The organism is Terribacillus halophilus, from assembly GCF_900101385.1.
Taxonomy (GTDB): domain Bacteria; phylum Bacillota; class Bacilli; order Bacillales; family Amphibacillaceae; genus Terribacillus; species Terribacillus halophilus.
This window is the reverse complement of record NZ_FMZB01000004.1, coordinates 32,487-46,717: the sequence shown is the minus strand read 5'-3', so window position 1 is coordinate 46,717 and position 14,231 is coordinate 32,487. Positions and strand designations below refer to the sequence as shown.

The following is a 14,231-nucleotide window of genomic DNA, read 5'->3' as shown; positions in this document are numbered from 1 at the left end:
ATTCTATTGTTTTCTCTCTTTTTAACAGTCACTCCTGCTCGAATGCAGGTTTATAGAAACTGCGATTTTCTAAGGAAAAGACACGTTCAGAAAAATCTCCCGGCGCTACCTTATCCATCACGCGCTGCAGTGTATTCATCTTCGCATCGATCAAATCGATCATATGCAGAAGCTCTGCTTCCCGGACAAGCGGCGGCTTCGGACTGCCCCATTCCCCTTTGCCATGGTGACTTAGAATCATATGCTGCAGAATCATCACTTCCTCCGCTTCGATTTGCAGCTCCCTCGCAGCCTGGGCAATTTCATCTGACATGATGGAAATATGACCGAGCAGTTTCCCTTCCACCGTGTAGGTAGGATTGGTAGCCCCGGACAATTCCCGTAATTTACCGATATCATGAAGGATGATTCCTGCATATAGCAAATCCTTATTGATCTCGGGGTAAAGATTCTTTAATTCCCGGGCTATCCTTAGCATCGAAACGACATGGAAAGCAAGACCGGAGACGAACTCGTGATGATTGCGTACTGCCGCGGGGTAAGCGAGCAGCTGTTCTTGATGATTGGACAAAAAATACCGCGTTATTCGCTGCAGATTCGGATTTTCCATCTCAAAAATGAATGATGTCAGTTCTTCCAGCAGCTGCTCCTTGGACAGCGGAGCCCGCTTGACGAAATCATGCGCATGCACGCCATCAGTTGGTTCCGTCAGCCGGATAGCTTGAATTTTAAGCTGCAGACGACCGCGGAATGCGTTTACCTCCCCTTGGACTTTGATCACTTGATCTGCTTGGTATCGCTGCTCATCCGCAGGTGATGCATCCCAAAACTTCGCTTCGATATCTCCGGTATCATCTCCCAGAATCAAAGTCAAAAAAGCTTTTCCATTACTGGCAATCGCTTTATCTGCTTGTTTGATCAGCAGAAAGCCATCAAATTTATCCCCTACTTGGAAATATCCGATTCCTTTTTTCATGCTTTTCTCCTCCCTCATAAATACAGCCCTTACTATGCTAGCAAGGGCATCATGCTCCAACGCCCATTATCTCTTTGGCGGCTTTGGAACGTATTTGAATATCTCTCCTGATTCGACCACATTGATGAACTGCAGCAGCCATGTATAATAATCACGCGCGTATAGTAGGCGGTCAATATCTTTATCAATCTTCCCGGCCAATGCTGGATCATCTACTGTATCCCTCAGTTGCTTTAGCTCTTCAATTGTCTCCTCCGCTTCCTCTAAATTCGATTGGGTGCTTTTCTCCCATTTATTCCCGAAGAGTGACGTAAAAGATTTGTACCAGTCTTCCTCCGATTTATATAGATCCTTCCGCATACCTTTTTTATATGCCGGCTCCACCATTTTCATTTCCGCTAACGCCCTGACACCCGTGGACATGCTCGTTTTACTCATTTCCAAAGCATCTCTCATATCATCCAGCGTCATTGGCCGATCCGCAAAATATAGCGCACCATATAGTCGGCCGACGGATGAGGTGATCCCATATAAATTCATATTCTTGGCAATGACCTGTATGAACTTTTCGATCGTTTCCTCGTATTTAGCCCAATTTTCTTCATTACTCGGCACTGCCCGACCCTCCAGCTTACAATAATCCAATTTTATCTTAATCAGTTTACCATTATTGTCACCTTTTTGCGAATGCAAAAGCGCTATCAGGAACTAGTTTTCTGCGTTTTTCCGAGTTGGAGCATTTTGAATTCCCGGGACCATTCAGGCGACGGTTCTTCCCACGTAAACAAAATGATTTGCTGGACATTTGCAGCGGCTTGAAGTATAGGCAAAAAACGCCCCCTTCTGGTATGATCCGTGTGACTGAATGCATCATCAATCAATAAGGGGAAGCTCTCCCGGACACCAAGATGCCGTGACAGGGCAAGCCGAAGACAAAGATAAAGCTGTTCGATCGTTCCTCTGGAAAGTTGCCCGACCTCGATCTCCCTGTTATAACTGTCTTTTACGATCAGCTTACCCTCATCAGACAATGTAAGAGCATTGTACGTATCTGCCACTTGACAGAAAAGTCTGCTCGCTTCACTCAATACTTTAGGGAAGTTCTCTTCCTGAAAGGTTCGCTTCGTTTGGAGCAGCATGTCATAAGCCAGCTTCCGGACAGCCCACTTTCGTCCAGCAGCTGTCAGCACTTGCTTTTGGCGCTGCATTTCATGATAAGCTATCGAAGCCTCTGTATCCGATTCGAGGTCAGCCTGCTTGACCTGCAATGTCGCAGCTTGCTGCCGATATCTATCCAGCTCTTCTTCCACGCTCTCGTGCTCCATTTCAAAGTTAGCAATCCGCTGTTCCACCATTTCCTGCTCGCATTCGATATCCTCTTCCAATGATCGCCCGTCAGGCATAATGGCTTTGATCTGAATTCGATAGTGCTCCAATTCTTCTACAAGCTGCTTCTTTTTTCGGTCCAGCTCAGCTAGCTGCAGAAACTGACTGTCATTCTGGGCCCCCGCAAATGCATACAATTGCTCCTTCTGTTGCTGTAAAGGTTTTATCTGCTTGTCAAGTTCAAATAGGTGATGCTCGATATCTCGTTGCCGAACTGACAGCTGCTCCAATACATGCCTTAGCTTTTGCTGTGTCTCGAGTACGTATTCCGCCCGTCCAATCGTTTCCTTTTGAGAGAAATCGCAAGGCAGCCCTATGATTCCCTGGAGCTGATGAATAGCATTTTCATCATGATGCCGCTGTTCTTCCAGCTCTTGCTCCGTCCTTTCAAGCATACGTTCCAGCTGCTCTCTTGTTTTCCATTCCTGAGTTGCTTTCAGCCAATCGACGAGCGGAATATCTTGCAAGCAAGGGAATCGTTCCATCCATATATTTGCAATCCGCTGTAAATTCTCTCTTTGCTTTAGCTGCGTTGCCTGTTCCTGCTGTATTTCCACAAGCTGTATTTCCAATGGATGTCGCTGCTCCTCCAACTGCCGCCATCGGACCCTTAAATCCTGCTGTTCCGTCAACTTCTCCCCTGCGTAAGAAGAGGAACCCGAGGATGTATGGCCGAGGATCCAAAACAATGCCGCTCCACCTATCAGAAAAACTCCGCTGCCAACCAAGACCCAATTTAGCATTACAATACCAATACCACCCAAAAGCAATGCAAAAACAAACAAGAAGCTGATAGGTGATAGAATTCCCATTCGAAAATCGTTTGCTGTATGCTTTTTATCTTGTTGAGTATGAAGTTCCCGGTACTCTTTTTCTGACAGCAAGCTCTGCTGGATACGCTCCTGAAGATGATCGATTTTTTCTATCTCCTGTCTCTTAGAAGCAATGGCTTGATGAGTCCGTTCACTATCCGCTTGCAGTATCATCATCTCTTCCTGCATCGGACGCCATTCCTCAGCAGCTTCCGACATATAAGCGTCAAAAAAGAAATCTTCTGGATAAGGATAGCTTAAACGAATGCTGGCTGTTTGATTCCGCAGTTTTACGGATTCCTCCTTCAATTGCTGCATTCGTTTCTCGCTGCCTGTCCAGTCCGTTCTGACAGTTAGGTCATACAACTCTTTGTACACATCTTCTTTCATCAGCTGCTTTTCTGTTGATTCCAGCTCTTGTCGAATGGAAGCAATTTCCTTTTCGTGAACGTGATATTGTGCCTCCAGCGGCTGCAGCTGATGCTGGATTTCCTGCATCCGTTCAAGACCTTCGCCAGGGAAGACTGCCACAGATTCCATCTGCTGCAGTTGCTCCTGTGCAAAAGCTGCTTTCTTTTGCCAAGGAATGGCTTGCAGTAGCTGGTTTTGAACGCTGATCTTGCCGCGAAGCGCCGCCTTCTTTGTTTGCAAGGCAGCAATCTTTTCATGTATCTCCTGTAATTTTTCTTTATCTGGAAGATAAGCTGCCTCTTTTTGCTGCAGCTCTTGTACCAGACGCTCTTGTTCATGAAGCATATGCAGCATGCTGTTTATTTTCGGCTTTCTTCCTTGAGGACGAAACAGCTGCTGTAAATCCTGCTGCAGCTGCTTCTTTAACTTTTGGATAGCAGCTGCACCTGTCTGACCTGCATCGAGCAAAACTTGACCGATTTGCTCTTTGTCTGTCATCTGCAAGGAAACAAGCATTTCTGTATCCAGCAAGAATACTTGACGAAATACCGAAGGATCCATGCCACCAAGCCGCTCATCCAGCCATTGCTGATCCTTTTGTTCCATTCCAACATAGCATACTGCCTGTCCATTATGCCGATCCTGGATCCGCTCTACGATGACCTCTCCATCCGCAAACCCAAGTGTGAGCCTTCCGCCCGGCATACCGCCAGTCCTCGGTATAAAGGACTCCAATTCACGTGTGCGCATACCGAATAATATATAAATGATAAATGATTTCAGAGTCGATTTACCAGCTTCATTTTCTCCTTGAATGATGATCAGCGATTTGTCTTGGAAATCGAAGGTATAGTCATGCAGCTTACCAAAATCATATATATGTCCATCGATGATATGCATGTTCACTCGACCTCCAATAAAGATAGGAGCAGCAGTTGTTTCGCTTCCTCTAACATCTCCTGCAATTCGACATCCGAATAGGACTGCTTGATTTTGCGGAACTGACGATTTCTCATCAGCTCATCCAAACTTTTTCTCATTTCATCCGGGTGATAGGCAGCGGTAAGCAATGCAGCTGTAAAGTCGCTGCGCGCAACGAGTTGTTCGGGCTTCACTTCGAGGGATGATTGGACAGAATAGCTTGCCAATACGAGCTGGCTGCCAAGGCTGTGCTGCTGCTCATTTACGATATCAAGCAGCTCTTCCAGCCTATCCTCCTGCTCCCACCCGATCAACTGATGCGCCAATCCTTGGAAGGTCACATGCAGAACTGCCGCTCCGAACGCTTTCTCCCATTTATGGCAAAGATCCATTAGCGTCTTTTCCACTTCATATAGTGCCGAGCCTTCTTCGATGTCAAATGCCACTTCTTCAAATCGTAAATCCTGTAAAGGTACAAAAGTCAAGGAACAGGATTGCCCCATTAATTCCACCAAGTAACAGCCCTTCTCCCCTGTCTCTTTACGATGTCTGCCTTGAATATTGCCCGGATAGACAATGGGCGGCTGCTCCGACAATGTTTCGCGCTTGTGGATGTGTCCCAATGCCCAATAATCAAAGCCTGCGCGTTTCAGCTCATCAATGCTGAAAGGTGCATAGATATCCGCAGCACCGCCCGTGGCAATGCTGCCATGGAGCATTCCAATCTGGTATATGCCTGCGCCTTTTGCTTTATAATCCTGTACTTTTCTTGATTTGATATGCCTGGTTGTATAGCTGAATCCATGAATGGCAGCTGCTGGCTCTCCGTTCTTTTTATATAGGAAGGTTTCCACTTTTTCAGTCTTGAAAATATGTACATTATCCGGATAGCTCATTATCGGCTGCTTTCCTGTAAAATCGTGGTTACCATACTGTATATACACTTCAATCCGATGCTTTTGCAGCTCCCTACAGGCTTCACGCAAAGCAACGAGTGCTTTTAAGGATTGTCTGTTGGAATCAAAAATATCCCCTGCCAGCAGGATGAAATCAACTTTATTATCAATTGCACTTTGTACAAGCTTTTTCAAAGATTGGAATGTGCTTTCCTGCAGACGACTTTTCATAGTGGGATGTGCAGCAGTCAATCCTTCCATTTGACTGTCCAAATGCAGGTCGGCAGCATGGATGAATGTTATTTTTGTCTGCATGTATTTTCCTTTCGTGTGCTTTCTTTCTATAGTAGCACGCCGGACTTGCGAATGCACGTTCGGTTTGAAACAAAAGAAAACCTCTTTGCCAATTGGCAAAGAGGTTGATGCTTACTGCATATCAGACTGTCCGTAAAGCTCTTCCAAAGGTTTCGTGATGATACGGCTGATATCGTTGATTGCAATGTTCAGACGCTGTTCCTGCTCCATTAGTTTTGCAATCTGTTCATTTTGCTGCACAACTTGCACTACGCTTTGTGCTTTTTGTACTTCTTCTTCGGTGATTTCCTGTCCTTGCATTTGCTTTTGCTGCAATTCAAGCTGGATGTTACGGAAGTTCTCGAACATCTGCTTGGAAGATTCATCGTTCATAACCGTATCATAAGCGGCTTTCAAGCCTTTGAATTCTTCACTTTCACGAATTGCTTTTTCTAAGTCATACGCATGATCGTACATATTAGCCATGGGTACGTACCTCCTCATTTTTACTCAAGTTCCACTATAACAAACCGATAGAGCGCTGTATAGTTCAAGCCATCAGATAAAAAGTGCAATGATTCCTTGGAAAATACCAACGATTCCGCCCAAGAGGAAACCGAGATACGTAATCAGCTTAAATTCCTTATTGGAAATAGCCAGTACCAGCTCTTCGACTCGTTCGAGCGGAAAACCGGCCACTTCTTTTTCGACCATCTTGGCCAGCTCCAATTGCTCCATAATGACAGGCACCTGATCAGCAAGACGCCGGAGGGTCCGCTGTACCAAAAATGTCAGTTTTTCTTCTACTACTTTATCCTCTATATTTTCCATATACACGTGAATCGGCGTGTCGAGCAGTTCATCAAATGGTATCGATTGCCTTAGCACCTGTCGGATTGCGTCATCCACCATATCCTGACCGATTGTTCCAGTCACTTCGCCTACTTTCTTTTTCATTAGTTTATCCATTTCATCAGCGAGCAGCTGATGCAGCCAGCGATGAGTGCCCTCAGCACCGACAGATTCCATGATCACCGGCTGGATTTTATCGACAGCGCTGTCAGGGTCCATAAAGGAAGATAGCATGCTTCCGAGAAACCCCCTGCCTTGCAGGAAGCTGTGAACCAGCTCCTGTATCTTCCGCCGGCCATCATAGCTGTCCACATAAGCAAGCAGCATCTGCTGAATATGATAAGCTGCCCGCCCAGCTGCATCATCTGTCTTTTCCTTCAATTCAAGCGGCAATAAGCTCCCAATTTCTTTATCAGCCTGTTTCTCCATTTGCCTGCTCATTCGTGCAGCTGCCTTCGTATGGAGAACATCTGCATCGACAGTTACATTCAAATCAGACAGCAGCTGCCTGAGTGTACGATCGGATCTGATGAATCGAAACACTTCCCGCTTGGCCCAGGCATTCACCTTCATCTGGAAGCCTTCATCAATCAATCTCGCTTGCATCCCTTTAGGTGTAAGCAAATGATCCACTACTGTTTTCCCTAGCGACCGAGCCAAATCATTTCTGCGTTTGGGAATCAGCCCTGGCGTAAAGGGAAGCCGCCATTTTCCTATATAAATGGCGCGGTGAGGCTTGAACAGCATCTTTATCGCCAAGTAATTTGTGATTCCGCCTATTACTGCTCCCACAAGCGCCATAGATAAAATTAACCAGAAATCTCCACTATTCATGTTTTATCGACCTTTCTGTTTACTTCGGTTTTAGTATAATACAAATAACACCAATCACAAAGAAACAGAATTTTCGGATGGGAGAAATATACATGCTTGAAGAACTGGAGAAATTATTTTCTAGCATCGTGAAGACAAACAGTTTTGAGGGCTTTGATACAGATGGATACCATTGGTTCCGCATGGAGGATGGGGAATTTATTGGTTTGCCTGCGGATGAGCTGAACGAACGCGAGCTCGCTTTGCTCCATCATATCGCCTCACCAGTAAGCTTACCGAATGGAAACAGCACCGATACAGCTTGGTATCAGCTGCTCCATGAAGAAGCCAAGACAGATGGATTGATCCAAAATCCGCTTTATGCGGACGGATGCCGCTTCATTTTCTTCGACATAGAAGGGCAAGCGAAAGCAGAATCCTTCAGGGAGGCGATGGATAATCTGACCGAAAATCCGCTTGCATTTATCTGGTTCACAAAACATACAGGCCTGATTATCGAAAGCCGTCAGAAAGAACCTATTCATTATGAAGAAGTCGTCGACATGCTTATGTATGATTTATCAGCTTCCATTCGCCTATTCATCAGTCCTTGGCTGCCTTCGGTGGAAGATGCAGCGAAGCAATATGAATGGCTGCTTAAAGCATACCAGCGGATTCCATCCCATGCTTCCAACCATGTACTTTATTTTAAGGATACGGTTCCCCAATTAATGCATTCGCTGCTGTCAAAAAGTGATCGGCAGCATATCGCACAGCATATCTTGCAAGGGTTGGATGAGGATAATGAACTGCTGCGGACTGTCCGTATGTATTTTGCTTGCAACCAGAACCTGACCTTAACCGCTAAGAAGCTGTACATACATCGCAATAGCTTGAATTACCGTTTGGATAAGCTGACAGAAAAAACAGGGCTGGACATTCGAAAATTCCAAGATGCCTTTGCCCTATACTTGGCGATCCATAGTCTTCCATAAAAGAAAGAGGCACCGCTTGTGGGTGCCTCTCTTGCCATCGATATGAAATTAGAATTGACCGCCGTTAAGCTGAGACTGAGCAGAAGCTACAAGACGTTTTGTGATCTCTCCGCCAACAGAACCGTTAGCACGAGAAGTTTCGTTACCGCCTAGAGTTACACCGAACTCTTGTGCGATTTCGAATTTCATTTGGTCGATTGCTTGTTGTACGCCTGGTACTACCAATTGGTTAGAGTTGTTGTTCGCCATGTTTGTTCACCTCCTATGCCTTTAGTTTGGGCAGGAAGGTGTTTTTTATCAGGATTACTTATTGGAACTCCTGGTCAATCATGGCAGTCATTTCGGATAAGTCATTTCCTCCGGCTTGATATAGGAATCGAACTGTTCTTCTGTAAGCAATCCGCTTGCAACCGCAGCTTCTTTCAAGGTTGAATTCTCAGCGAATGCTTTCTTGGCAATCTTCGCCGCATTTTCATAACCGATATGCGGATTCAAAGCAGTCACTAACATCAGCGAATCCTGAAGGTTTTTTGCGATTTTTTCTCGGTTTGGTTCGAGGCCGACTGCACAGCGATCATTAAAAGAAATCATACTATCCGCCAGAAGCTGGGCAGATTGAATGAAATTATAGGCAATGACCGGTTTGAACACATTCAGCTCAAAATTCCCTTGGCTGGCTGCAAAACCGATGGCTGCATCATTCCCCATTACCTGTACTGCTACCATGGTTACGGCTTCGCTCTGAGTAGGATTCACTTTGCCTGGCATGATCGAGCTACCAGGTTCATTGGCAGGTATTTCTATTTCACCAATGCCGCAGCGTGGTCCGCTAGCGAGCCAGCGTACATCATTGGCAATTTTCATCATATCTGCAGCAAGGCCTTTCAGCGCTCCATGTGCAAACACGATCTCATCATGACTTGTCAGGGCGTGGAATTTATTCGCAGCTGAACGGAATTCTTTACCCGTTGCAAGTGATAATTCCCGGCAAACCTTTTCGGAAAAATCAGGATGCGCATTCAGACCTGTTCCAACTGCTGTTCCGCCGATTGCCAATTCCTGTACATATGGAAGGCTTGTCTTGATCATTTGTTCTGATTTTTCCAACATGCGATGCCAGCCGCTTATTTCCTGGCCAAGTGTAAGCGGAGTTGCATCTTGTAAATGGGTGCGGCCGATTTTCACGATATCTTGATAGGCGTCTGATTTACCTTTCAATGTTGTTTTAAGCTTACTCAAGGCAGGTAGTACTGTATCTTCAAGCTGTGTCACAGCAGCTATATGTAGAGCTGTCGGGTAAGTGTCATTTGAGCTTTGTGATTTATTGACGTCATCATTCGGATGCAGGCGTACTTCTTTCCCTTGTTCTTTCAGCCACTCGTTTCCGACAAAAGCAATGACTTCGTTCACATTCATATTGGATTGCGTACCGCTGCCTGTCTGCCACACAACTAGCGGAAAATGTTCATCCAGCTCACCGCTTGCAATCCGGTCTGCAGCATAGCCAATAGCGTCACTTTTATCTTTCTCAAGCAAACCTAAGTCATGATTTGCTTTTGCAGCACTTTTTTTCAGCAAAGCGAAAGCGTATACAATTTCCTTCGGCATTCTTTCTGTACCTATCGGAAAATTCTCCTTGCTGCGCTGTGTTTGTGCTCCCCAAAACTTATCTGCAGGTACTTGGATTTCTCCGATTGTATCTTTTTCCATGCGAAATTCCATTTTACTTCCCCTCTCCTCATTGTTCATTTGATAAGGCACCTATATTGTAACAAATTATCAGCTTTTTTGTGGCTCTCATCTTCGGATGGTTGGTTATGTTTTCATTTTTTAAAAAATTTAATATTTTTGGCTACCTTTCCTCTTTCCAATATGTTAGAATCAAGGTGAGTAAATCATTAATCAATATTTTGTGCAGCAACCGTAAGCACATTTGGACAAGTAAGTCTTTGGCATATCTGTTATGCCGCTAATAATGTATGTGACCTCCCATCACATAAATTGGAGCCACCGCCCATTTGGACAGTGGCTCTTTTTCAGCTCTTTAGATCGGACTCCATTTGGAAATGCTCCTCCAATGTGGTTCCTTCTTCGTATATTTGTTTAGCGAGGTCCTTCCCGACATAGCGGATATGCCATGGTTCATAGCTGTAACCGGTAATATCGGATTTTCCTTGAAGATAGCGGATAATGAAACCATATTCATGAGCATGCTCGGCGAGCCATTTTCCTTCATCCGTGTCGATAAATGTTTCTTCCAAAGCAAGCGCCATCTCCGCAGAGGTCAAATCGATGGCAAGTCCTGTTTGATGCTCACTCCGCCCAGGTCTGGAGGATACTTTATCTGTTTCTTTCTGCCCTTGTGTGGCGACGTTATTTTCATATATCTCCTTTTGTCTTGCTTCTGAGCGGTAACCGCTTGCTGCTACCAGTTCCATTCCATCTTTCTGGGAAGCGGCAAACAGCTCTTCCAGTGCCTCGGCGGCTTCTTTGCGCATTTTGCGTTTTTCCAGATGCTCATCGAAATAAAACGGTACATCCGGCTCAACTAAGTCCTTCGGTTCCCAGCCATCGGGGAACTTCCTTGTTTTATTCACGACAACTTCGATACTATCAGGATTATCCACAGTCACTGGGTTCTCGATGGTCCCGACAACATCATCCGCTTCTACCTGATGCTGATCAGGCTTTGCAATAGCGGCCTGTTCCTCCTCGGCTCCGTCTTTTTCCCGATCCTGCTCTGCTTGCTGATTTTCCGTCTGCTTCTCAGCCGTCTTGCTCTCATTCATATCTTGCCCCTGGCTAGTTTGCTCGCTTTGACATCCCGCTGCAACTAATACGGCGCTAAGCACAGCAAACAGCATCGCACGCTTCATTTCTAAAATCTCCTCTTCGTACATCTAGTTTTGAAGCTATTATAGCATAGCTATCAAATTTTATCGCACGTAAAAAGACCTGCCTTGTCCGATGACAACGCAGATCATGTAATTATATGATATCATTCCAGAACATAAGGGCGATAAGCTGCACTCAATTCCCTAAATCGTTCTTCATCTTTATTATCGATGCATGCATTAATTTGGGCTTCCAGTCTGTTCTTGTTCCAGGTAAAGTAAAATTCATCCAGCATAAGTCTCGTGGCAAGCTTCACTTCAAACGAAATCTCCCGTTTTGCCGTAACATAAGGACGCTTCCTCTTCGTTCTTTGCAGACGATAGACAACTTTATGCTTTTTCATGGAACGATTCCCCCTGGTTCCTTTTTTCCATTATGCGGGATTAACATTAATTTTGCAACAATTTTCTGATTAGTTGGTTAAATTAATGTAAATGCGGAACAGGGTGATGTTTTTGCTCCTCAGGATCGGGCGGCTTGATGAATTTCAATGTCAGTAAAGCTGCAATGAGAGCTGCACCGGCAAATGTCACAATCAACCAGATAAGATCTGCCTTAAGCAAAATAGCAACCACCGGCGGACCAGCTGCCACACCCACATAACGCATGGCGCTCAGCAAGGATGTGACCGTTCCTCGTACTTCCTTTTCCATATTGCTCGTAACCAATGAATCCAAACAAGGCAGTCCCGCTCCGATGCCTACACCCGCCACAAGGAATACCGCCATCATAAAAACGATTCCTTTTGAAAAATAGAGCGCAATCGTTACGACTCCTGTACAGACTACACCTGTGAATGTGATCCATTTCATCAGTTTACCGTTGCTCTTGATCCATTTTCCGGTCAAATAGGAAGCCAAGCACAAAGCTGCCAATGGGATGGCCAACACCGCCCCTTTCAGTATGCCTTGCATACCGTACTTCTCTTCCAGTACTGTGCTCAAATAAAAAAGGATGCCAAAAAGAAGGAACATAAGAATGGCACCGATAAGGAAGGTTGCTGTCAGCCAGCCGCCATGTTCATGGAATGTCGCCTTTGCATTCTTCATAAACGTTTTGAAGTCACTGCCTTTCTTATCTTCTTTTGGCTTTTTGATTAGGAAGAGAATCAGCAAAAAGGAAATGGCACAAAAAACGGGGATTGCATAAAACGGTAAATACCACAGGAAACCTGCCAGCAACGCCCCAAGCACCGGGCTCAATACTTTCCCGAAAGTATTGGCGGTTTCGACAATACCGAGTGTAGCGCTGACATCCTCTTCTTTTTCGAACATATCCCCGACAAGCGGAAGGACCACTGGCGCTGCTCCGGCTACGCCTATCCCTTGGAGGACCCTGCCTATCAAAATCCAAAGATACGGGTTTTCACTTCCGGTGGAAAAGATTCCTGCTATGAGTCCACCTGCCCCGGCAATGACCAGTGAAGGCAGAATTACTGCTTTTCGCCCGAAACGATCAGACAAAAAGCCAGCAACAGGAATGAATAGGATGGCTACAATAGAATAAAATGTAATGATGAAACTCGACTGGAGTTTCGTTATGTCCAGTTCATCCTCCATCAACGGGAGCACTGGCAGCAGCATCGAATTCCCCAGTGTCATGATCAACGGGATGGATGCCAGCGACACGATTGCCCAGCGCATATCCTTTGGTGATTTACTTGCTATTTTATTTGTTTCACCCATATGTCGTCTCCTGCCTTTCGCAAACTACTTTCATTTTCTGCAAGGCACGAGGTTTTTATCCAGATAAAAAATCCCAGCTAAATCTGGGATCAATTTGCCTGCGGCAGCAGGACTGAATCGTCTGCATAAGTCCAATAACAATTCCGCCAGCCTTGTTCCCTGGCCAGCATCTCGAAATTCTCTGCTTCGCTTCCGTAGAATCGGATGATCGCTTGCTCCGGTGTCTCGGCCTCTGGGCTGATCACGATATCCAGCTCCTTGTAAAAACGCATCCCCTCACAACTGCCTTCAATGATGATCTTTTCCTGGCTCATTTTTTTCAACCCCTTCGTATATTGATCAAGCAGAAGAATATAATGTACTATCTTGTACCCATTCTGGACATGCATTAACCGTTCCTGCTTCAGAATGAGATCGGAGGAAATTTTACATATGAGCCAGTATGATAATTTGCGAGCTGGTGAGAAAGGAGCCTTGCTCAGTATCACAGCTTATTTGCTGTTATCCTTTATCAAACTGCTTGTCGCCTACATCGGGGATTCTGATGCGCTGCTTGCGGACGGGCTTAATAATACAACCGATGTTGTAGCTTCTGTTGCGGTACTGGTGGGACTGCGTATATCGCGCAAACCGCCTGATCTGGAACATAAATACGGACATTTCCGAGCGGAGACCGTCGCATCGCTTGTTGCAGCTTTCATCATGATTTCCGTTGGACTTCATGTTTTACTCGATACATTTGAGCGGTTGATGCAGCCAGATTACGTTCAGCCTGATATGCTGACAGGCTGGACGGCCTTAGGAGCCTTTTTTGTCATGATGGCGGTGTACCGTTACAATGCAGCCCTCGCCAATCGTATTAAAAGTCCGGCACTGATGGCCGCTGCTCAGGATAATCGTTCTGACGGAATAGTCAGTTTAGGTGCTTTCATCGGCATTTTCGGCGCCCAGTTCGGCTATTACTGGCTGGATCCGCTGGCAGGATTCATTGTGGGGATATTGATATGTAAAACGGCATGGGATATTTTCTATGACGCCACTTATTCCCTGACAGATGGGTATGATGCAGATAGACTATTGAAAATCCGTCATAGTATCTTACAGGACAAAGACGTGCTCGAAGTCGTCGAAATCAAAGCCAGGCTCCATGGTAATCAATCCTTAGTCGATGTCATCATCCGGGTCGATGCATCGCTCAATGTGAAAGAAAGCCATGCCATCACGGAAAGATTGGAAAAACTGCTGATTAAAAAACACGATATCTTCCACACTCTCATCCATATTGAACCATAGAA

At 45.5% G+C, this 14,231-nt stretch carries 14 protein-coding genes; 2 read left to right on the top strand and 12 right to left on the bottom strand.

Going from position 1 to position 14,231, the window contains the following annotated elements; all coding sequences use genetic code 11:
* Positions 1 to 28 precede the first annotated feature (28 nt).
* The 6 genes from yhaM to BLQ53_RS08325 all read right to left on the bottom strand — a co-directional run bounded on the left by yhaM (position 29) and on the right by BLQ53_RS08325 (position 7,382).
* On the bottom strand, positions 29 to 976 hold the full coding sequence (gene yhaM / locus BLQ53_RS08350; protein ID WP_093726856.1) for a 3'-5' exoribonuclease YhaM: 948 nt from the start codon (positions 974 to 976) through the stop codon (positions 29 to 31).
* A 66-nt stretch (positions 977 to 1,042) separates the two neighbouring features.
* Positions 1,043 to 1,591 (bottom strand): GbsR/MarR family transcriptional regulator, encoded by a 549-nt coding sequence (locus tag BLQ53_RS08345; RefSeq protein WP_093726855.1) that lies wholly within the window; start codon positions 1,589 to 1,591, stop codon positions 1,043 to 1,045.
* An 86-nt stretch (positions 1,592 to 1,677) separates the two neighbouring features.
* Positions 1,678 to 4,485, bottom strand: coding sequence for an ATP-binding protein (locus BLQ53_RS08340; protein ID WP_093726854.1), 2,808 nt, complete (start codon positions 4,483 to 4,485; stop codon positions 1,678 to 1,680).
* 2 nt (positions 4,486 to 4,487) lie between these two features.
* Entirely contained in the window at positions 4,488 to 5,717 is a 1,230-nt protein-coding gene (locus tag BLQ53_RS08335; RefSeq protein ID WP_093726853.1) for a metallophosphoesterase family protein, read from the bottom strand.
* A 111-nt stretch (positions 5,718 to 5,828) separates the two neighbouring features.
* Positions 5,829 to 6,182 (bottom strand): YlbF/YmcA family competence regulator, encoded by a 354-nt coding sequence (locus BLQ53_RS08330; protein ID WP_093726852.1) that lies wholly within the window; start codon positions 6,180 to 6,182, stop codon positions 5,829 to 5,831.
* Positions 6,183 to 6,254: 72 nt separating this feature from the next.
* A complete protein-coding gene (locus BLQ53_RS08325; RefSeq protein ID WP_093726851.1) occupies positions 6,255 to 7,382 on the bottom strand; it encodes a DUF445 domain-containing protein in 1,128 nt (375 codons plus the stop codon).
* 92 nt (positions 7,383 to 7,474) lie between these two features.
* Here BLQ53_RS08325 and BLQ53_RS08320 point away from each other — a divergent pair, with 92 nt between their 5' ends.
* Positions 7,475 to 8,356, top strand: coding sequence for a PucR family transcriptional regulator (locus BLQ53_RS08320; protein WP_170829622.1), 882 nt, complete (start codon positions 7,475 to 7,477; stop codon positions 8,354 to 8,356).
* Positions 8,357 to 8,404: 48 nt separating this feature from the next.
* Here the strand turns inward: BLQ53_RS08320 and BLQ53_RS08315 are convergent, their stop codons facing one another.
* The 6 genes from BLQ53_RS08315 to BLQ53_RS08290 form a co-directional block, all read right to left on the bottom strand.
* On the bottom strand, positions 8,405 to 8,605 hold the full coding sequence (locus BLQ53_RS08315; protein ID WP_093726849.1) for an alpha/beta-type small acid-soluble spore protein: 201 nt from the start codon (positions 8,603 to 8,605) through the stop codon (positions 8,405 to 8,407).
* A gap of 87 nt (positions 8,606 to 8,692) precedes the next feature.
* Positions 8,693 to 10,078: a class II fumarate hydratase gene (gene fumC, locus BLQ53_RS08310; RefSeq protein WP_093726848.1), complete on the bottom strand. Its 1,386-nt coding sequence runs from the start codon at positions 10,076 to 10,078 to the stop codon at positions 8,693 to 8,695.
* A gap of 314 nt (positions 10,079 to 10,392) precedes the next feature.
* A complete protein-coding gene (locus BLQ53_RS08305) occupies positions 10,393 to 11,232 on the bottom strand; it encodes a M15 family metallopeptidase (RefSeq protein WP_093726847.1) in 840 nt (279 codons plus the stop codon).
* 122 nt (positions 11,233 to 11,354) lie between these two features.
* Positions 11,355 to 11,594, bottom strand: coding sequence for an IDEAL domain-containing protein (locus BLQ53_RS08300; RefSeq protein ID WP_093726846.1), 240 nt, complete (start codon positions 11,592 to 11,594; stop codon positions 11,355 to 11,357).
* Positions 11,595 to 11,676: 82 nt separating this feature from the next.
* Positions 11,677 to 12,936 carry an MFS transporter gene (locus tag BLQ53_RS08295; RefSeq protein ID WP_093726845.1) on the bottom strand — a complete coding sequence of 420 codons (1,260 nt, stop codon included), beginning with the start codon at positions 12,934 to 12,936 and terminating at the stop codon, positions 11,677 to 11,679.
* A gap of 89 nt (positions 12,937 to 13,025) precedes the next feature.
* The gene (locus tag BLQ53_RS08290; protein WP_139180857.1) at positions 13,026 to 13,250 is read right to left on the bottom strand and encodes a hypothetical protein; all 225 of its coding nucleotides are present in this window, start codon (positions 13,248 to 13,250) and stop codon (positions 13,026 to 13,028) included.
* 118 nt (positions 13,251 to 13,368) lie between these two features.
* Between BLQ53_RS08290 and BLQ53_RS08285 the strand changes: the two genes are divergently transcribed.
* Positions 13,369 to 14,229, top strand: coding sequence for a cation diffusion facilitator family transporter (locus tag BLQ53_RS08285; RefSeq protein WP_093726843.1), 861 nt, complete (start codon positions 13,369 to 13,371; stop codon positions 14,227 to 14,229).
* Positions 14,230 to 14,231 lie beyond the last annotated feature (2 nt).